The organism is Paracoccus sp. (in: a-proteobacteria) (assembly GCF_030538695.1).
Lineage (GTDB): Bacteria > Pseudomonadota > Alphaproteobacteria > Rhodobacterales > Rhodobacteraceae > Paracoccus.
The window spans coordinates 95,258-115,856 of record NZ_JAUNTN010000007.1; the positions used below are offsets into that span (position 1 = coordinate 95,258).

The following is a 20,599-nucleotide window of genomic DNA, read 5'->3' on the forward strand; positions in this document are numbered from 1 at the left end:
ATGCGACTGCTTTTGCCCTTGCTTGCCACGCTGACCCTGACCGCCTGCGGCAATCCGGAAAAGGTCGCCCGCTATCTGATCGACCCGCCAATGCCGCCGGTCGCGGTGGCGAACCGGCTGGGAACGGCAGAACTCAAGGACGTATCGCTGCCGGATTATGCCTCGGGTCAGGAAATCTCCTGGCAGACGGCAGATGGCGCGGTGCGCTCGACCCCCGACAATCTTTGGGCCGACAATCCGCAGCGGGCCTTTACCCAAACGCTGGCCCGCACTATTTCTGAAGTCTCGGGCGCAACCGTCATCGCGGAACCCTGGCCGCTGGCCGAAGCACCGTCGAAACGGATCGAGGTGCGGGTTGAAAAGGCGCTGGCGCAGGCAGATGGCATTTACCGGCTGAGCGGGCGCTATTTCGTCTCGGATGACGGCTATTCAGGGGGCAGCAATCAGGTGCGCAGCTTTGATATTTCCATCCCGCTGGCGTCCGAGGGCAGCGGCGCGATTGCAGCGGCGCAATCGGCGGCGATCAGCCAGCTTGCGGCGCAAATCGCCAGCCTGGGCGGGCCGGGGACGGCAATCCGCACCCGCACGCCTGCCGCGCCTTCGGGGGATATGTTCAGCCTGCCGCCACTGATGTAATCACAGCAGAGCCAGCCGGGCCATGATCTGCCCGTGCAGATGCGGCCCGGCAATCACCAGCCCATCGACCCGCGCAGCGGCGTTGTTGAACCGCATCCGCTGGCCGCGCATATCGCTGACCATGGCCCCCGCGCGTTCCGCGATCAGCGCCCCGGCGGCAATGTCCCATTCCCACGCCGCGCGCAGGGACAGGGCCGCATCGAACCGCCCTTCGGCCACCAGCGACAGCCGCCACGCCAGCGACGGCCGGAATGTCCGTTGCACCGGCGGCACGATCCCGCCGCGCCAGAACACCGGGTCCAGCGCAGGCTTGTTGGTCAGCACCGACGCGCCATCAATATCCGCCGCGCTTGGTGCAATCGCCTGCCCGTTCAGCAGCGCCGGGCCATCGGCAAAGGCTGTATAAAGCTGCCCCCGCACCGGCAGAAACACCGCCGCCGCCACGATCCGGTCGCCCTGCGCCACGGCAAGCGAGTGGGAAAACCCCTCCTGCCCGTCGATAAAAGCGCGGGTGCCGTCGATCGGGTCGATGATAAACACATGCTGCGCATCAAGGCGCGACGGATCATCGGCGCTTTCCTCGGACAGCCAGCCATAATCGGGCCGGGCCTGCCGCAACAGGCGTTCCAGATGGGTGTTCACGGCCAGATCGGCCTCGGTCACTGGGCCGGCCTCGCCCTTGTCCCAGACCTGCGGGTCTTGCCGCCAGAAGCGGGTCGCGATGTCGCCCGCCTCATGCGCGGCCTGTATCAGCAGGTTCAGGTCGTCCTCAGGCCCCGGCAACGGTCAGCCCTTCGACCAGCAGGCTTGGCACCCGATGGCTGCGCCAGTCGCGGGCGTCATTGGCCGCAATCAGCGTCGCCATCATCTCGCGCAGGTTGCCCGCGATGGTGCATTCATTCACCGGATAGGCAATTTCACCGTTCTCGACCCAGAACCCCGCCGCCCCGCGTGAGTAATCCCCCGTCGTCGGGTTGATCGAAGCCCCCAGCATCGACGTGACCAGCAAGCCCCGGCCCATATCGCGGATCAGCTCCGCGCGGCTGGCATGGCCCGGCGTCAGCACAACATTGGACACCACCGGCGCCGGCACCCCACCGGCGCTGCGCGCGGCACTGGCGGTGCTGGCCATGCCCAGCCTGCGCCCGGTGGCAAGGTCCAGCGTCCAGCCCTGCACCACCCCGTCACGGATAATATCACGCGGCGCGGTCGGCAGCCCTTCGGCGTCAAACGGGCGCGAGGCCCCATAGCGCGGCAGATGCGGGTCTTCGCGCAGGTCCATCCCGGCGGGCAACACCTGCTGGCCCAAGGCATCGCGCAGCCAGCTTGCCCCGCGGGCAACCGCGGTTCCGCTGACCGCCGCCAGAACATGCCCGATCAGCCCTGCCGCGATACGTTCATCATAAAGGATCGGCACCGCGCCGGTCGGCGGCTTACGCGCCCCGGCCCGCGCCAGCGTGCGCTCTGCCGCCAGCCGCCCGATGTCCTCGGGCGCAGGCATATCAGACAGCCAGACCCGCGATTCCCCGGCCCAGTCGCGTTCCATCGCCAGCCCCTCGCCGGTGATCGCCACGGTGGACAGGGAATAGCCGCTGCGGCCATAGCCCGCCGACAGGCCATTCGTTCCCGCCAGCCACATCCAGCGCCGCGTTGCCGCCGCACCTGCGCTTTCGACCTGCGAAATGCCGGGGTGATCCAGCGCCGCCGCCTCGGCCCGCAGGGCCATATCGCGCAGCGCCTCGGGCGCGGGTTCGGGCGCGTCGTCGGCCAGTTCCAGCGCCTCGGCCATACTGCCCGACGGCACGATCTGCGCCGGATCGGCCAGCCCCAGATTATCGTCCAAAGGCGCTTCCCGCGCCATCGCCACCGCCCGCGCGGCCATTTCCGCAATGGTGGTATCGTCATGCTGACTGGCCGAAACGCAAGCCTGCCGCCCATTCAGCAGCACCCGCAGGCCGATCTCGACCGCATCGGCGCGTTCCGCCTGCTCCAGCGCCCTGCCCCGCACATCCACCGATTGCGCCACAGCGCGAACGGCCATTGCGTCGGCCTCGGCTGCACCAGCCTTGCGGGCAGCGTCCAAAAGCCGCGCAGTCAGCGGGGCAAGATCGTCAAGCATGGGAAAGTCCTGAAAAATGCCCCGGCCAGCAGCGCCAGCCGGGGCGAATCGTGTTACTGGATCTGCTGCCCATTGGCAAAGATCTGGCCGCCTTCGCGGAACTCCAGCCTGGATTCCAGCTTGTCAGCCTGACCATCGACCGGCTTGGCGAACATGGCCATCATCATGCGCACACCCATGATCTCATCCTGACCAACCACGCCCATGCTGACCAGCGCATCCATCAGCCCGTTCACGCCTTCAAAGCTGGCCTTGATCTCACCCACGGGCTGTTCCGGCTGTTCCGGGTTCGGAAAGTCCAGCTTGCCCGCGCCATCCACAGTTGCACCAACCGCCGACAGGAACAGCCGGTTCAGCGTTACATCCATTGGCAGGATCGGCTGCGGCGCGCTGTCCATGACTTCGGATTCATCAGCCATGCCCGCATGACCATCATCAACCTGATAATTGTCCGAGAACAGGCTCTGCATCAGCTTGACCGTCGCTTTCACATCAATATCCAGCGAGATCGGATCACGCTTCAGCGCAGCCGCAGGGTCGAACAGGCCCCAGACGTTATCGCTGATTTTCAGTTCATCGAACTTGTATTTCAGCGCCGCGGGCTGACCTTCCTCTTTCGGGGTGACAGGCATCGCCACCAGGAACTCGGCCCCGGCCATCGAATATTCGATCGGCCCCGAGATTTCCGGCATGTTGTTCATCTCGATCATTGCCTCAACCGAACCGCCCTTGCCTGCGTAAAGCAGCTCTTCCGCGTTCATACGGAAGGTCAGCTCGCTCGGCTCACCCTTGCCATTGGCGGTCATCATCATAGCCTGTCCGGGATCTTCCGAAGGCGCGTCCACCAGCACATCAAAGGTATTCCGGCCAAGACCGATGGTCATATCAAAGTTCGCACCATCACGCAGCGCGGCCTCAAGGTCCACATCGTCGCCCATCATGGCCGCCGTGATCGTCGCCGTGCCTTTTGTGGTCACATCCGCATAGGATGCGTTCAGCTTCAGAGTGCCCTTATCCGGCATACCCTTGGGTTCGGCGGTCAGGTCAAGCTGGCCGATTTTTACATCAAAATCGGTCTTGTCGCCCTGCTGCCCATAGCTGCCGGTCACGTCTTTCAGCACGATTTTCGCAACATCGGTCAGATTGGCCGCATCTTCGCCTTTGGTCGTAAGACTATCGACCGAAACCGTTGCTTCCGGCGCATTGATGACCCAGGCCAGATTGTCCGGGGTTCCGGATGCAACCATATCCGCGCCCGGCATGGTGCCGGACATTTTCATCTCGAAGCTGCCCTCATCATCGGCTTTCCCACTGACAACAGAGGTCCAGCCGTCTTCGTAGCTCATGCGCACATTGCCGTCGCCGGTCTGTTGCAGCACGACCTTGGGCATGGTGACATTGACCTGAGTGTCGCTTTCCTTGGCGACGGCGACCACATCGGTCAGGGTCAGCGTCTGGCCCGCGTCATCCGTATTGCCGATCTGAAGATCATAGCCTGCCTTGGTCATGGCGTCCGTCTGAACCTTCCACACTTCGGCGGGGGTCAGATCAGCAAGTGCGGGGGTTGCGGCCAGCAGGGCAATAACAGAAGCTCTTGTCAGGACTTTGTTCACGGAATTACCTTTCCACGTGTGATCAACCGGATTTGGCCGCATAGTTTCACAACCCGGCCCTGCTTCCAAGGAACTTTTCCATGATCTCGGTTCAGTTTTCCGATGGCATCAGCGTGATTTCGCTGAATCGCCCCGATAAGGCCAATGCCCTGACCCCCGAAATGCTAGAGGCCCTGCATGCCGAAGTTGACGCAGCGACAGAGCGGGCCGACCGGGCGCTGATCCTGACCGGCACGGGCAAGGTTTTTTCCGCCGGGGCGGATCTCGACGCGGCCAAGGCAGGGCTGGCGACCTCGCCCTTATGGGACCGGCTGTCGGGGGCGCTGGCGGCGGCGCCGATGCTGACCATCACGGCGCTGAACGGGACGCTGGCGGGCGGCGCCTTTGGCATGGCGCTGGCCTGCGATTTGCGGCTGGCGGTGCCGGGGGCGCGGTTCTTTTACCCGGTGATGCGGCTGGGATACCTGCCGCAGCCCGCCGACCCACCGCGTCTGGCGGCATTGGTCGGGCCAGCACGGGCCAAAATGATCCTGATGGCCGGGCAAAAGATCGGCGCGGATGAAGCCCTGGCCTGGGGGCTGATCGACCGCATCAGCCCGCCCGAGACGTTGCTGGATGACGCCCGCGCGCTGGCGGCGGATGCGCTGGCGGCCAGCCCGGCCCATGTCGCGGGCATCAAGGCGATGATACCCGGCTAGCCCTTGCGCCGCGCCCGGTTTTCGCCATTCTGTCGCCGCCAAAGCCAGAGGTGCCGCGATGTCGTCCGACCTGATCCTTGCCAATGCCCGGCTGATCCTTGCCGACCGCGTGCAAACCGGCGGCGTGGTGATCCGCGACGGGCTGATCCATGATCTGATCGACGGCCCTGCCCTGCCCGCTGGCGCGACAGATTGCGGCGGCGACCATCTGTCGCCGGGCCTGATCGAGTTGCACACCGACAATCTGGAACGCCATATCCAGCCGCGCCCCGGCGTGGACTGGCCACATACGGCAGCGATTCTCGCCCATGACGGGGAATTGGCCTCTTGCGGGATCACCACGGTGTTTGACGCGCTGCGGGTTGGCTCGATCCCGGCCGAGGGGGCCAGCTATGACAAATATGCCCGCCCGCTCGCATCTGAAATCGCGGCGCTGGCCCATGCGGGCGTGACCCGCATCAGCCACCTGATCCACCTGCGGGCAGAGATCTGCTCCGAAACCCTGCTGGCCGAGCTGGACGAGTTCGGCCCCCACGACCGCATCGGCCTTGTCAGCCTGATGGATCACACGCCGGGCCAACGCCAGTTCCGCGACGTAACCAAGCTGGCGAAATATGTGCAGGGGAAATATGCGCTGTCCGATCAGGCGTTTACCGAACACGTCGCCCGGCTCAAGGCGCTGCGCCAAAAGCACGGCGATGCACATGAAGCGGCGGCGGTGGATATTGCCCACCGGCTTGGCGCGGTGCTGGCCAGCCATGACGACACCACCGCCGCGCAGGTCGCCACCAGCGCCGGTTATGGCATCCGTCTGGCCGAGTTCCCCACCACGACCGAGGCGGCCCGCGCCTGCCATGACCATGGCATCGCGGTGATGATGGGCGCACCGAACCTGATCCGGGGCGGCAGCCATTCGGGCAATGTCGCGGCCAGCGATCTGGCACAGGAAGGGTTTCTGGATATTCTGTCGTCGGATTATGTTCCGGCCAGCCTGCTGCTTGGCGCGGCGCGACTGGCGCAGATTTGGGGCGACCTGCCCCGCGCCTTTGCCACCGTCACCACAAACCCGGCACAAGCCACGGCGCTGGCCGACCGGGGCCGGATCGCGCCGGGACTGCGGGCCGACCTGATCCGGTTGACCGACCTTGACCAGACGCCGCGCATCCGGGGCGTCTGGTGCAAGGGCCGACAGGTCGGTTAGACCCGCGCAGAGCCCCGGTAACGCTCCAGCCAATGTGCATAGGGCGCAGGCAGCGTGGCCCATTCCGGGCGCTCGACCCCCAAAGCCTGTGCCAGCGCATAGGTGTAATGCGGATTGGCCAAATGGGCGCGGGCCATCATCACCAGATCCATATCGCCATTGGCCACCGCGCCTTCGGCAACCGCAGGCGCGTCCAGACCCCATGCCGACGCCACCGGCAAGCCGATAGCCCGCCGCACCTGCCCCGCAACCGGCACCATGAACGGCCCTTCGGCCCACGGCACATTTGCCGTCGGCGTGGAAAAGCCGATGCTGACCGACAGCAGGTCCAGCCCGCCATCGCGCAGCGCGGCAGCCATGCGGATACCGTCAGCCAGTTCAGCCTCGGGGTCGCCCGCATATTCCACCACCCCGAAGCGCGCCGTCAGCGGCAGGTTTTCCGGCCATTCCGGGCGAACAGCGGCCAGCGTCTCACGCAGGAACCGGCTGCGGCCCTCAAAATCGCCGCCATAGGCGTCGCTGCGCTGGTTGGCATGGGTGGAAAAGAAGCTCTGCCCCAGATAGCCATGGGCGAAATGCAGCTCCAGCCACTCGAACCCGGCGGCGCGGGCGCGGCGGGCGGCAGCGGCAAAAGCGACCTGAACGCGAGCAATCTCGGCCAAGGACATTTCTTCGGGCTGCTTCCACAAACCGCCGCCGAACACATGTGCCGAAGGCGCGATGCTCTGCCAGCCGCGCGGATCGTCGTTCGGGATATGGTCATCACCCTGCCACGGGTTGTTGGCGCTGGCCTTTGGCCCGGCATGGGCAATCTGGATGCCCGGCACTGCACCCGCCGCCTTGATGGCACGAGCGATTTCAGCAAGGCCGGAAATGTGGTCATCGCTCCAGATACCCAGATCGTCAGGGGTGATGCGGCCTTCGGGCGAAACAGCGGTCGCCTCGACGATCACCAACCCGGCCCCACCCCGCGCGATGCCGGGATAATGCACCCGATGCCAGTCATTCACGAAACCATCGGTTGCGCTGTATTGGCACATCGGTGCCACCGCCACGCGATTGCGCAGGGTGACATCCTTCAGCGTGAAGGGGGTGAACAGTTGGGACATGACGCTTCCTTCCATATGGCGTTTCGCAGGCAGATGGGGAACGATCCGCAGCATTTCCAGAATGGCATAGCTGCTATGCCAAAAAATCCGCTTACATACATGCGCGAATGTTTGTAAGCGCGGCGGCGAAAGGAACCCGCCATGCGCCGCACCAAGGACGATGCCGAACAGACCCGGACCGCGATTCTCGACGCGGCCGAGGTGATGTTCTGCGCCCGCGGCATCGACGGCACCACGCTGGAGGCGATTTCCCGCAGCGCCGGGGTCACGCGCGGGGCGCTTTACTGGCATTTCCGCGACAAGACCGACCTGCTGATCGCGCTGTATGACCGCTGCAAGATGGCACGACACGCGCTGCTGGAACAGGACATCCGCGCCGGACATTCCGACCCGCTGGGGTTGCTGGAACAGTCGGCGCTGGACTATCTGACCCGGTTCGAGGCGGATAAAAGTGCGCAGCATCTGTTTCAGATCATGTCCGGCCACAGCAGCAGCAATGAGGCGCGGGAATGGCTGGAAAAAACCAACTGCGACATATATGCTTTATTGAAACAAGCTGCGATTCTGGCCGGTGACAAGGCATTGTTGGCACCCGGTTTTACCCCAAAAGAGGCCGCCGTCCTGCTGATGGCGGTTATGAACGGACTGCTCAGTGAATGGTTGCGGTCGAACCGCGCCTTTTCGCTGACGGAAACGGGCGGCAAGCTGCTCAGGGCGCAATTCGCGCTGCTGCGTAACGGCACCGCCCCGCCTGACTAAGTAACGCGGGCACGCCCGTTCCCGAAACGACCTTGCCCCACGACACCCCATTTTCAGCCCTTCAGAGATCCCACATGCAAAATAAACTTATCATCGCCGCGCTGGCCCTGATGTTACCGCTGACAGCCGCCGCTCAGGCGCCGCTGCCCTCTGTTACCGTGATCGAGGCGCAGCCGCAGGATTTCACCCTGACCACGCGCCTGCCGGGCCGGATCAAGGCTTCGACCGTGGCCGAGGTGCGCCCGCAGGTATCCGGCATCATCCGCGAACGGCTGTTCACCGAGGGCGTCCCGGTCGAAGAAGGCCAACCGCTGTATAAGATCGAGGACGAAAGCTACGCCGCTGCCGTGGCCGCCGCAAAGGCCGCCGTAGCGCAGGCGCAGGCCAACGCCGATCTGGCCGAGCGCGACGCCGCCCGCGTCGAACGGCTGTTCCGCAACAACACCGTATCCGAACAGAACCGCGACAGTGCGCGCGCCACGCGTGAGGCCGCCGATGCCGCGCTGCAACTGGCACAGGCACAGTTGATGAGCGCCGAGATTGATCTGGAGCGCACCACCATCCGCGCCCCGATCGCCGGCGTGATCGGCCTGTCGCAGACCACCACCGGCGCACTGGTCGGGGCGCAGCAGGCGACTGCGCTGGCAACCATCCGGGCGCTGGACCCGATCTATGTGGACGTGACGCAATCCGCCAACGACCTGTTGCGCTGGCAAGAGGATGGCCGCAGCGGCAAGCTGCCGGAAAACGAAGCAACGCTGATCCTGCCAACCGGCAGCACCTTCCCCGAACGGGGCCGTCTGGAAGCCGCCGAACCGCAGGTCGAACCGACCACCGGCATGGTGACGCTGCGCATTACCTTCCCTAACCCTGACAGCATCCTGCTGCCCGGCCTGTATGTCGAGGTCGAGATGCCGCAAAGCACCGCCGAAGGCGCGGTGCTGGTGCCGCAGAACGCCGTCATGCGCGACCAGACCGGCGCGGCCCACGCCTGGATCGTCGAGGGCGGCAAGGTCGTGGTGCGTGATCTGACGGTGGAGACCACCTCGGGGAACACCTGGGTCGTAACCGGCGGCTTGCAGCCGGGCGACAAGATCATCACTTCGGGCTTTCAGAAGATCGCGCCGGGTGCCGATGTGCAGATCGTTGACGACGCTGCACCCGCGGGCGAAGCCGGGACCGAAGCCGCTGCCACTGAACCCGGCGAAAATGCTGCGGACGCACCCGCGCAGGACGCACCCGCCACGCAAGAGGGGCAGTAACACATGGCCCGCTTTTTTATCGACCGGCCCATCTTTGCATGGGTGATCGCCATTATCATCATGGGGCTGGGGGCGCTGTCGATCATGCGCCTGCCAATCTCGCAATACCCGTCGATTGCCGGGCCGCAAATCGTCATCAGCGCGGTCTATCCCGGCGCATCCGCCGAAACCGTCGCCGATACGGTGGTCCAGATCGTCGAAAAGCAGATGACCGGGCTGGACGGGTTGCGCTATATTAACTCAAGCACCACGTCGAACGGCACGGCCTCGATCACGCTGACCTTTGCCATCGGCACCGATCCCGACATCGCGCAGGTTCAGGTTCAGAACAAGCTGGCGCAGGCACAGGCCGGTCTGCCGGAATCCGTGACCCGTCAGGGGATCACGGTGGAGAAATCCGCCACCGGCTTTCTGATGGTGGCCGCCCTGATTTCGGATGACGGGGCGCGTTCGAACATCGACCTTGCCGACTATATGAACTCTTACATGGTCGAGCCGCTGGCCCGTCTGGAAGGCGTCGGCAGCGTGCAGGTGTTCGGGTCGGAATATGCCATGCGTATCTGGCTGGACCCGCAAAAGCTGAAATATTACAACCTGTCGCCCTCGGCGGTGACGGCAGCAATCTCGGCGCAGAACGCACAGATTTCGGCGGGCAGCTTTGGCGCCATGCCGGCGCCCTCGGGCCAGCTTCTGAACGCCACCATCACCGCGCAATCGCTGCTGCGCACGCCCGAGGATTTCGAGCGTATCGTGCTGCGTGCCGATACCGATGGCGGGCTGGTGCTGCTGCGTGACGTGGCACGGGCCGAACTTGGCACCGAAAGCTATGAGGTCGCACCGTTCTACAACGGCCAGCCTGCTTCCGGTCTGGCCATTCAGTTGGCATCCGGTGCGAACGCGCTGGAAACCGGCAATCTGGTCAAGGCCGAGATCGAAAACCTTGCCCGGTCGTTCCCGGCTGGCGTCAGCTATGAAATCCCCTATGACACCACGCCCTTTGTTCTGCTGTCCATCGAGGCGGTGGTGCATACGCTGGTCGAGGCGATGATTCTGGTGTTTCTGGTGATCCTGCTGTTCCTGCACAATTTCCGTGCGACGCTGATCCCGACGCTGGCGGTGCCGGTGATCCTGCTAGGCACCTTTGGCGTGATGGCCGCGCTGGGGTTCAGCATCAACACGCTGACCATGCTGGCCATGGTGCTGGCCATCGGTCTGGTCGTCGATGACGCCATCGTGGTGGTGGAAAACGTCGAACGGATCATGCGCGACGAAGGGCTTGATCCGGTCGAGGCCACGCGCAAGTCGATGGATGAGATCACCGGCGCGCTGGTCGGGATCGGCGTGGTGATTTCCGCCGTGTTCGTGCCGATGGCCTTCTTTGGCGGCTCGACCGGGGAAATGTATAAACAGTTCGCCGTCACCATCGTGTCGGCCATGACGCTTTCGGTGTTTGTGGCCATCGTGTTCACGCCCGCGCTCTGCGCCACGATGCTGAAACCGCATGTTCACCACAAGAAACAGAACATGCTGGGCCGCATCGCCACCCGTTTCAGCAATTGGTTCGAGCGTAACTTCACCGCCCTGACCAATGCCTATTCCTGGGGCGTGAACAAAGTCACCGCCGGGCCGCTGAAAATGCTGGTGATCTTTGCGCTGATCGTCACCGGAATGGTGGTGCTGTTCCAGCGCACCCCGACATCGTTCCTGCCGGACGAAGATCAGGGGATGCTGATGACCATTGTGCAGCTTCCCTCGGGTGCAACGGCCGAACAGACCGAAGACGTCCTGACTCGTGTGCAGCAATATTACAGCGTGCAAGAGGCGGAAAATGTCGACGCCGTGTTCTCGGTCCGGGGCTTCAGCTTTGCCGGGCAAGGGCAGAACATGGGTATGATGTTCATTAAGCTGAAGGACTGGCACGACCGCGCTCGCCCCGACCAGTCGGCGCAGGCGATTGCGGGCCGTGCCTTTGGTCCGCTGTTCGGCGGCATCCGCGAGGCGATGGTCATTCCCATCGTGCCGCCTGCCATGCTGGAACTTGGCAATGCCTCGGGCTTTTCGGCCTTTCTTCAGGCATCGGGCGGGCAAACGCATGAGGAGCTGCTGAATGCGCGGAACATGCTGCTTGGCATGGCCTCGCAGGATAGCCGCCTGACGGGCGTGCGCCCCTCGGGGGTCGAGGATGCGACGCAGTTCCGCCTGAACATCGACTGGGCCAAGGCAGGCGCGGTCGGCGTGACGGCGGCGGATGTCGGCACCTTCCTGAACACCATCTGGTCGGGCGCCTATGTCAACGACTTCCTGTATGAAGGCCGGGTCAAGCGGGTTTATGTGCAGGGCGAACCGTCTGCCCGCACCAAACCCGAAGACATGGGCCTGTGGCGGGTGCCGAATGCCAATGGCGATTTCGTCGATTTCAGCACTTTTTCCACGCAGGAATGGGTGTTCGGCCCGCAACAGGTCACGCGCTATAACGCGCTGCCCTCGATGGCGATCGAGGGTCAGCCCGCCGACGGCTTCACCTCGGGCGAGGCGATGAACGCGATGGAGGAGCTGGCCGCGCAACTGCCGCCCGGTTTCAACCTGCGCTGGACTGGCCTATCACTGGAAGAAAAAGAGGCAGGCGCGGGTGCAATGGCGCTCTATGCGCTGGCGCTGGCGACAATGTTCCTGTGCCTTGCGGCATTGTATGAAAGCTGGTCCATCCCCATCGCGGTGCTGCTGGCCATGCCGGTGGGTGTGCTTGGCGCACTGATCGGGGCATGGGTCGGCGGTCAGTCGAACGGCGTCTATTTCCAGGTCGGCTTGCTGACCGTGGTGGGCCTGACCGGCAAGAACGGCATCATGATCGTCGAATTCGCCCGCGAACGGATGCAGCAATTCGGCGAAACCGCTGTCGAGGCTGCCCGCCACGCCGCCCGGCTGCGCTTCCGCCCGATCCTGATGACCTCGCTGGCCTTCGGGCTTGGGGTGGTGCCACTGGTGATCTCGTCCGGGGCCGGGTCGGGGGCGCGTCACGCCATCGGTTACGCGACGCTGTTCGGGACTATGACCGGAACGGTGCTGGCGATCTTCTTTGTGCCGGTGTTCTTCGTGCTGGTCAGCCGGGTGTTCTCGGGCCGGCAAAAGCCGCAGGCGCAGACAACCTGACCCCCGGCAAAGACAGTCACAACACAAACCCCCGGCCCCGCGCCGGGGGTTTTTCTTTGCCGCCCGTTGTGACGCAGCGGCAACAGATACGGGGTTTCCCCTGTGGGCAATTGACAGGCCACAGGGCGCAGGCGCTATATCCGACATAAATCATAAGGAATCACCGCCATGCTCCGCGCCCTGCTTTCGACCTCTGCCATTCTGATTGCCCTGCCCGCCTTGGCGCAGGAGGACACCGTGGTTCTGGATACCGTCGTTCTGACCGGATCAAGCTATGAAACCGAAGGCAGCGGCAGCTATACCACCGATCTCGTGTCCGTCGGTGAGAAAGAGGCCATCGACCCGCGCAAGATCCCGCAGACCACCAGCGTTGTGACCCATAAGCGGATCGAGGATGCCGATTACACTTCGCTGGATACCGCCATGGCGAAAACGCCGGGGATGCTGTCACTGACCAATGACAATGGCCGCTCGTCCATCTATTCGCGCGGGTTCGAGCTGGACTACCTGTATTATGACGGCCTTCCCGCGCCTTTGTCGTCGATCTATGGCAGCCAGCCGGATATGTCGATCATCGACCATGTGGAAATCCTGAAAGGCCCCTCCGGCCTGTTCATCGGCACCGGGGAACCCGCCGGTTCGGTCAACATGCGGCTGAAACAGGCCAGCGACGTGTTCGGCGGCAGCGTGAGCGCATCGGCCAACAGCTTTGGCCGGGGCCGGGTGCAAGGCGATGTGACTGGGCCGCTGAACAGCGACGGCAGCCTGCGCGGCCGCGCGGTTCTGGCCTATGAGGATGGCGACGGCTTTGTGAACAAACAGGAAAACGGCGTCGCCTCGGCCTATGGCACGCTGGCTTATGACATTGACCCCGACACCACCGCCACCCTGTCCATCAGCCATATGAAACGCGACATCAAACCGTTCAACGGCCTGCCGACCTATGCCGATGGCAGCCTGCTGGACATCGACCGCAAGACCACCACGGCGGCGGATTGGAACGATTTTAATTCCACCGCGACCGATGTGCTGGCGGCAGTTGAACACCGGCTGGAAAACGGCGGTTTCATCAAGTTCGGCACCCGCTATGCCCGGCATAAGGCGGATTTCCTGTATGGCTGGGCCGGGTCGGCAGCCAGCGCAGACGATACGGTCAACGGGCTTGCCTATCTGGGGCGCGAGTTTGATTCCAACTCGCTGGCCTTTGACGCCTTTGCCAGCCTGCCCTTTACCCTTGGCACGGTTCAGGGCAACGCCATTATCGGCGCGGATTACCAGCGGGTGAAAACCGATCTGGACACCGCGCGGGGCCGCATCGCCGGGACATTCGACCTGAACGACTGGGATGTGTCCGGTGTGGCGCGGCCTGCGGTGAACTACACCACTGGCCAGCATGACGACGTGACGCGCTATGGTCTTTATACGCAGATCCGCCTCGCCCCGGTCGATCGCATGACCATCGTCGGCGGGGCGCGGCTGTCGTGGTATGAAAGCGAATCCTATAACCGCGTGACCGGCGCGGCCAACCCATCGCAAAAGATCAACGGCAAGGTGACGCCCTATATCGGCGCGACCTATGACCTGACCGACCAGATCACCGCCTATGCCGGCCACACCGCCATGTTCCAGCCGCAGACCGAACTGGACGCGAACGGCAATATCATCGACCCGCGCGAAGGCAGCCAGACCGAGCTTGGCCTGAAGGCCGATTTCGGCGGCATCAACGCCTCGGCCGCGCTGTTCGACCTGCGCGACAAGAACCGGGCGCAACTGGTCGAGGGCCAGACCTATTACGCCGCCAGCGAAAAGGTGCGGGTGCGCGGGCTTGAGCTGGAAGCCTCGGGCGAGATCACACCGGAATGGCGCGTCACCGGCGGCTATGTCTATACCGACACCAAATATCTGAACGGCAGCAATCAGGGCGAGACCTTCTCGACCTATACGCCCCGGCATCTGTTCAAGCTGTGGGGCGAATATGACCCGCAGCAGGGCGCGCTGGAGCGGTTCAGCTTTGGCGCGGGGGTCACCGCCATGTCGTCATTCTCCAGCGTCGCGCAGGGGGTCGAGGTCAAGGCGCCGGGCTATGCGGTGATCGACGCCAGCGTTGCCTATCAGATCGACGACCTGACCGAAGTGCGGCTGAACGTCAACAACCTGCTGGACCGGGATTATTACAGCCGCGTCGGCTCGACCTCGGTGTTCAACTTCTATGGCGAGCCGCGCAACGCCACGCTGAAACTGACCCGCCGGTTCTAACGCGGGCTGCCCGCCCGGCGCTGGCGTGCGCGTTCCAGCCCAAGCTGCCGCTCGCGCCAGATAATCAGCATCCCCGCAAGGATCACCAGCGCCGCCCCGGCCAGCATGGTCGGGGTTGCAATTTCGTCAAAGAAGAACCAGCCAATCGCCACCGATAAGATCATCGACGTATATTCAAACGGTGCAATCAGCGACGCCTCACCGAAACGATAGGCCGAGGTCATAAAGATCTGCGCCAGACCGCCCAACAGGCCGATGGAAACCAGCAGCGCCGCCGTTTCCGCATCGGGCCAGACCCAGCCAAAGGGCAAGGTCAGCAGGCTAAGCAGCGCCGAAGTCACCGAAAACCAGAACACGATGGCCGAGGTCCGTTCATGCGCGGTCAGTTTGCGCACGAAAACCTGCGCCAGCGCCGCGAATATGGCTGCCCCAAACGCCGCCGTCACACCCAGGCTGCGCCGCCAGTCCGGGCCTTCGCTGCCAAAGCCGATCTGCGGGGCCAGCACGATCAGCACCCCCAGCAGCCCCAGCGCGACCATGGACAGGCGGAACAGCCGCACCCTTTCACCCAGCAGCAGCGCCGCAAAAATGACCACCCAAAGCGGCGAGGCATAACCAATCGCTATGGCCTCGGGAAAGGGGATCATCGCAAAAGCCCAAAAGCCAAGCGCCATCGAGATCGTCCCAACGATGCCGCGATAGAAATGCCCCATGGGCCTGACCGTGCGCAATCCGGCCAGCACATCGCCACCTTGCAACAATAACCACAGCAAAATCACTGGAATGGCAAAAAGAGACCGAAAGAACACCTGCTGCCCCGGCGGCACGCCAAGCCCATCACCAGCGGTCGCCTTGACCAGCGCCCCCATCACCGTGAACACGGCAACCGAAGCGCATTTCAGCATGATCCCGCGAATGGGGCTGTCCATCATGCGCCTTTCCGGGGCCTAGCCCTTGGCCATATCCTTCATCGCCAGACGGATATGCCGGTTATCGGCCCGCGCCAAGGCCCAGCGCCCGAACTTCAGCGCCAGCCCATCGCGGCCATTCTTGCGCAGCCGGTCGAACAGCTCTTTGTGATAGCGCGGGAAATCACGGCGGGCGCGCAGCAGGCGATAGAACTCGGCTTCGGTCAGGCTGCCATCCAGTGCGCCAAGGATGATCGGGGACAAAATCCCCATTTGCGACAGCGACGACCCCAGACGATGCCCCAGCAACGGACAGCGCAGCTTCATCACATTCGGCCCGGTGAAACGGCGGACATGACCGCTGTCCAGTGGCTCATGCGGATCATACAGGATCATCACCCGGCCCGCCGCCAGACTGGCCGTGGTCGCATCGCCATAAGGCCCGGAGAAATTACGGTCCCATGCGGTTTTATAGCGGGTTTCCCAAGGCACCAGCGTCTTGTCCAGCGTCGATTGCGGGCTGATCGCCACCACATCCGCACCGGGACAGGCAGCACTGAAGGCCGAGGCCGCATAGCCGCCCATCGAGGCGCCATAGAACACCACCCGGCCAAATTGCTTGAAAAAGCCCTGATCGCGCAGCCGGTCGAACTCGGCGCTGACCCACGGGTTGCGATACCACGTCCAGCCCCCCGCCAGAACGCCCAGCATGGACCAGCCTTGCTTCTCGATGAACTCATAGCCCCAGGGGCGGCGCGTGTCGCGCTTGTTCATCGCAATATCGAGGTTGTCAAAGGTGACGACCAGCACATCCTTGCTGCGCGGAACATACAGAAAGCTGTGTCCCTCTGGCCCGTCGCTGAAAAAACCGTCCTCGCCCGCCAGACCGCGGGCAATCGTGGCCCAACTGTCATCCGCAACCGGCGCGGGCGGGTTGGGCAGGAACCGCAGCCGCCAACGCTGGCTGTCGTCACCCGCATGTTCCGCGATGGTTTCCACCGCCCCCAGCTTGCGCAGGAACGGAAACGCGCCCGAACCTTTCGCCACATCGACGAACACCACGCTGTCAGCGTGAATCCCACGCTCCAGCACCGGCCGCAAATGCTGGATTTTCCAACGATCCCCGAAAGAAGTCAGCGCCAGAACCACATCGGCGGGGCGCAAATCCTGTTCCTTGCGCACCACCCGGATACGCTCTGCGGGAATCCCCGCGTCCTCCAACTGCGCCAGATAGCGTTTCAACCACGGGCGGCGCGGGTTGAACGCACCGTCCTTGCCCATATCCGCCACCAGAATGTCGCAGTCAAAGCGCCGTGACAGCGCGATCACCTGCGCCGCCGATTGTCCCGCCACATCCATCACCGAGGCGCAGGCGGTCAGACCGCCCAGCGCCGCATCAAGGGCAGCATTGAAAGCATCGGCGGCGGGATTGCTCACGATTTGGCCCCTTTCGGCTTGGTGGCCCGGCTGGCGACCGTCTTTGACGTGGCGGCTTTTTTCGTCGCTGCGGGCTTTTTTGCGGTGGTCGCCTTTTGGGTCGCGCTTGCCTTGGGGCTTGCCGGTTTGGCGGCGGTCTTTTTCACGGCAGCCTTTTTCACGGCGGCCTTTACCGGCGCAGCCTCAGCCGTCTCGACCGCAGCCGCAGGTGCCTTGCGTTTGATCGGAGCCGCGGCAGGGTCAATACCGTGCTTTTTCAGCAAGCGCCCAATCAGACTGCGCGGACGCGCAACCCCATCGAACTTTTCCAACAGACGGGCGCGCATCCGGCGCCCATAAAGATGGATCGAGATGGTTTCATCGGTCAGGTATTTATCCGCAGCAAAACCCGGCCGGGTCATCGACATACGGTCAGAATAAGGCACTGGATATAATGCAGCTTGCGGCAGGGTATATTTCACCTCGCCGGTTTTTTTCAGATAATGGGTCAGCGCATGAGGCCCCCAAACACCCCAGCGCATTTCACCGGCATGAACCGGATTTCCGGCGGCCATACGGGCCTCCATCTCGGCGCGCTCTTCGCCTTTATACCATTCGGGAATACCATAGGGATCTTTGGTCATCTCCAGAACCGCCGCCAGTGTTTCGCTGTCTTGCGGCAGGCCCAGGACACCGCCATTGATACCATGCTTGGATTCCCAGGCGTGCATATGTCCGTTCGGGGTTTCAAACCGCCGGACACAATAGGCATCCGTATCGACCCAGATCAGATCGTCATGTTTGGCCAGCATGTGATAGCGGAAGACATCAGAATGAAGCGCCGGGCTGCCAGTGCGTTCATTGGTCAGGAGATTATCCGATGAGAGGATTTCATTCGCATCGCGCATCTCGACCCCCTCAGGGGCATTGGTGACGCCTTCATAAGTATAAAGAATCGTATGCTGACCAGCATCCACAAAAGACTTCAGACAAAGCTGTTCCAGATAGCTGAGGTTGCCCCCGATCCACAATGCAGCAACGGCGTATTCCTTGGCCATCTGTCAGCCCTTTCCTTTGTCAGTGTTGCGTTTCGCCACTGTATTCGACTGTAAAGAAAAAATCATCGTCAGGATCACGGGCCACGACATCATCAGGGACAACCTCTGGCCCGGCGATATAGACATTCGATCCGAAATGCCCATGCAACCGCGTCAGCTTGCGGGTGCGGTCGCTGTTCAGCGCGGTGTGGAACGCCTGATAGTTCGGCTGCGCCTTCAATTCCCCGATCTTGGCCTTATGCGCCTCAACGCATTGCAAATGCATGGCCGCGATTTCGGGATCAGCCATCATCCGGTCATATTCGGCCTGAAGCAACGGCAGGATGCGGTGCATCCGCGTGTCCTCGACCACGTTGTGATTCATGCGGAACCAATAGGCCATGCCCTGATCGCGGTCCACATGGTTCACCCGGCCCCGGTCACGCTTGACCAGAAAACTTTCAGCCGAGCGCACCGCGTAATGGTTCAGCGCCACAAGATCATAGCCATAGGTGCCGGAATGAGACCGCCACGCATTGCGCCATTGATCCTTGGGCATCAGCTTGCCCGAGCCATTCACCCAGTTGATCCGGTCCACCGCCTGCGGCATCAGCCCCTTGGGCCGGTGAACACCCAGTTTCTTGAACAATCCGTCATTGCGGTAAAGCGTCTTGAAACCCCATGCCTGATGCGGCTTGTTCGCAAACTCACGGGCGGCGCGGGTGAATATCTGGGTGATGAACTCATCCTTGTATTCATCGACATCGGCATTACCGAACAGCCGCCATGTGCAGGAAATCATATTCGCATCCGGCACCGCATCGAACAGCGCCTTCATGGTGCCGTCGCCGGTATGGATGGCGATATATTCATCCACATCCATGCAGATCACCCAATCGGCGTTCTGAATGATGGGTTCATTATTGGCCGCATCCAGCGCCGCGTGCTGCGGTTTCATATTGACTTCACGATAGGGGTTATCGCGCCATTGCAGATAGCCCTTGCGTTCCAGCAATTGCAAAAGCTCGTCGGTGCCATCGGTGCAATCATTGGTATAGACCAGAAAATCACGCACCCCGATGGCGCGGTGATAGGCGATCCATTCCAGAATGAACGGACCTTCGTTCTTCATCGTGGTGACAATGGCGACATGATCGGTGCGCTTGGCCGCCTCGGCACGGGCAGCGGCCTCATCCGCGGGGATGCGCAAGGGTTTCGCCCCCAGCGCTTCGGCCATGGTCAACAGGCGGTCATCTTCGATCAGGCTCGATTTCGGCACGATCTGCCCGACCTTTGACCGCTCGATCCCGTGCCGCAGCGCCATGAAACGCCAGAACGGCCAAGGCGGCGCAGATGTTTTTGCGCCAAGGATGCGCAGCATCATCCAGATCGTGCCGGAAGGCATCCGCGCAGGCGCCACGCACCAGCGTGATTCAGCGGATTGCGCGTCAAAGCGACGGCAGATGTGATCTCCGAAGCCCGGCTCGGTGCCTTTACGCAGACCCCAGGGATAGACCCGCTCACCCCGCAAAGGCAGCACGCCCATGGGCATATCCTGCGCCATGTCAAAGATGCTGCCGCGTTCATCCGGGGGGGCGACCAGATCCATCAGCTCCAGATTGGCAACGGCGCGGGCAGAGGCCAGAAACTTGGCCCGGATCAGATCGAACAGCAGGCGATAGGACAGCGGCGCGTGCCACGGGTCGGGCGCAGGCTGCTCCATCCGGTCCTTGCCCGGCGCGTCGGGCGCGTTCATCGGGTGCTGTTCCGCCCCGCGCGCCGCATCACCCAGCGGCATGTCGCAATCGACCACCATCACGATCATGCCCGCCAGATCATCCGCCGCAGCCGGATCATCCGCCAGAAGCCGCGACAGATCGGCCACCAGATCGTCGGCATGGCCGGGGGCCGCACGGTCGATCACCAGCGCCGCATCGGCACGATGCTGGCGACGATGCCACAGCAGCCAGTCACGCAAAACTTCGGGCGTTTCATTGTTGCAATGACCAAGGATCACATTGCGGCCCGCAAACAGACCGGTTTCCGACGGCTCGACCCGGATCAGGGCATCACAACCGGCCAGTGGCAGCTTGACCTGACCATCGGCCTCACGCTCAAGATCCATCACCGCCGCACCGGACACGATCCGCGACCAGCGCACATTGCCCTGACCCTCGGGGATCAGCGCATCGGCGTCGATCCCGTCCGAGAAATACAGCCGCGCCTGACCGGGCAAATCTGCAACCGGTACCGCTGCCAGCAAGGCCCCACCACGCGCAGCATCATTACAAAGCTGACCCAGCGGGCGGGCGGTAATAGTTTGGCGCAGGATGGTGGAAGGCACGGCCACGGAACATCTCGAATCTGACCCGGAATACCGGGCCGATACTTATGCGCATTTACGCTAAGGGTCAACTATTTCACAATTTTCGTAT

15 protein-coding genes are annotated in these 20,599 nt (G+C 63.0%); 7 read left to right on the plus strand and 8 right to left on the minus strand.

Translation table 11 applies throughout. The annotated features are described in order from the left end of the window. Positions 1-636 carry a membrane integrity-associated transporter subunit PqiC gene (locus tag Q4G24_RS05430; protein ID WP_303365492.1) on the plus strand — a complete coding sequence of 212 codons (636 nt, stop codon included), beginning with the start codon at positions 1-3 and terminating at the stop codon, positions 634-636. Here Q4G24_RS05430 and Q4G24_RS05435 read toward each other — a convergent pair whose 3' ends face one another. Genes Q4G24_RS05435 through Q4G24_RS05445 form a run of 3 tightly spaced genes read right to left on the minus strand, consistent with a single transcriptional unit; the run spans position 637 to position 4,368 of the window. Beyond that, positions 637-1,419: a 3'(2'),5'-bisphosphate nucleotidase CysQ gene (locus tag Q4G24_RS05435; protein ID WP_303365493.1), complete on the minus strand. Its 783-nt coding sequence runs from the start codon at positions 1,417-1,419 to the stop codon at positions 637-639. Beyond that, a complete protein-coding gene (locus Q4G24_RS05440) occupies positions 1,406-2,755 on the minus strand; it encodes a TldD/PmbA family protein (protein WP_303365494.1) in 1,350 nt (449 codons plus the stop codon). The genes Q4G24_RS05435 and Q4G24_RS05440 overlap by 14 nt, the downstream gene beginning before the upstream one ends. A 53-nt stretch (positions 2,756-2,808) precedes the next feature. After that, complete coding sequence (locus Q4G24_RS05445) at positions 2,809-4,368, minus strand: DUF2125 domain-containing protein (RefSeq protein WP_303365495.1); 1,560 nt, start codon at positions 4,366-4,368, stop codon at positions 2,809-2,811. Positions 4,369-4,448: 80 nt separating this feature from the next. On the opposite strand from Q4G24_RS05445, the gene Q4G24_RS05450 reads away from it, so the two are divergent. Both Q4G24_RS05450 and Q4G24_RS05455 read left to right on the plus strand, forming a co-directional pair. Continuing rightward, positions 4,449-5,066 (plus strand): enoyl-CoA hydratase/isomerase family protein, encoded by a 618-nt coding sequence (locus Q4G24_RS05450; RefSeq protein ID WP_303365496.1) that lies wholly within the window; start codon positions 4,449-4,451, stop codon positions 5,064-5,066. A gap of 58 nt (positions 5,067-5,124) precedes the next feature. After that, positions 5,125-6,267: an alpha-D-ribose 1-methylphosphonate 5-triphosphate diphosphatase gene (locus Q4G24_RS05455; RefSeq protein ID WP_303365497.1), complete on the plus strand. Its 1,143-nt coding sequence runs from the start codon at positions 5,125-5,127 to the stop codon at positions 6,265-6,267. On the opposite strand, the gene Q4G24_RS05460 is transcribed toward Q4G24_RS05455, so the two are convergent. Beyond that, entirely contained in the window at positions 6,264-7,376 is a 1,113-nt protein-coding gene (locus tag Q4G24_RS05460; RefSeq protein WP_303365498.1) for an NADH:flavin oxidoreductase/NADH oxidase, read from the minus strand. The genes Q4G24_RS05455 and Q4G24_RS05460 overlap by 4 nt on opposite strands. A gap of 141 nt (positions 7,377-7,517) precedes the next feature. On the opposite strand from Q4G24_RS05460, the gene Q4G24_RS05465 reads away from it, so the two are divergent. The 4 genes from Q4G24_RS05465 (at position 7,518) to Q4G24_RS05480 (ending at position 14,803) form a co-directional block, all read left to right on the plus strand. Then, the gene (locus tag Q4G24_RS05465) at positions 7,518-8,135 is read left to right on the plus strand and encodes a TetR family transcriptional regulator (protein WP_303365499.1); all 618 of its coding nucleotides are present in this window, start codon (positions 7,518-7,520) and stop codon (positions 8,133-8,135) included. Positions 8,136-8,209: 74 nt separating this feature from the next. Further along, the gene (locus Q4G24_RS05470; protein WP_303365500.1) at positions 8,210-9,397 is read left to right on the plus strand and encodes an efflux RND transporter periplasmic adaptor subunit; all 1,188 of its coding nucleotides are present in this window, start codon (positions 8,210-8,212) and stop codon (positions 9,395-9,397) included. Positions 9,398-9,400: 3 nt separating this feature from the next. Further along, complete coding sequence (locus tag Q4G24_RS05475; protein WP_303365501.1) at positions 9,401-12,547, plus strand: efflux RND transporter permease subunit; 3,147 nt, start codon at positions 9,401-9,403, stop codon at positions 12,545-12,547. 168 nt (positions 12,548-12,715) lie between these two features. Then, positions 12,716-14,803 carry a TonB-dependent siderophore receptor gene (locus Q4G24_RS05480; RefSeq protein WP_303365502.1) on the plus strand — a complete coding sequence of 696 codons (2,088 nt, stop codon included), beginning with the start codon at positions 12,716-12,718 and terminating at the stop codon, positions 14,801-14,803. Here the strand turns inward: Q4G24_RS05480 and Q4G24_RS05485 are convergent. From Q4G24_RS05485 to Q4G24_RS05500, 4 genes are read right to left on the minus strand one after another with little or no spacing between them, the layout of a single operon-like run. Next, positions 14,800-15,732, minus strand: a complete 933-nt coding sequence (locus tag Q4G24_RS05485) for a DMT family transporter (protein ID WP_303365503.1) — start codon at positions 15,730-15,732, stop codon at positions 14,800-14,802. The two genes, Q4G24_RS05480 and Q4G24_RS05485, sit on opposite strands and share 4 nt — an antisense overlap. Before the next feature lie 18 nt (positions 15,733-15,750). Beyond that, positions 15,751-17,148, minus strand: coding sequence for a hypothetical protein (locus tag Q4G24_RS05490; RefSeq protein ID WP_303365504.1), 1,398 nt, complete (start codon positions 17,146-17,148; stop codon positions 15,751-15,753). Further along, the gene (locus Q4G24_RS05495) at positions 17,145-18,185 is read right to left on the minus strand and encodes a hypothetical protein (protein WP_303365505.1); all 1,041 of its coding nucleotides are present in this window, start codon (positions 18,183-18,185) and stop codon (positions 17,145-17,147) included. Before Q4G24_RS05495 ends, Q4G24_RS05490 begins: the two co-directional genes overlap by 4 nt. Before the next feature lie 19 nt (positions 18,186-18,204). Then, positions 18,205-20,514, minus strand: a complete 2,310-nt coding sequence (locus tag Q4G24_RS05500; RefSeq protein ID WP_303365506.1) for a glycosyltransferase family 2 protein — start codon at positions 20,512-20,514, stop codon at positions 18,205-18,207. Positions 20,515-20,599: the final 85 nt, after the last annotated feature.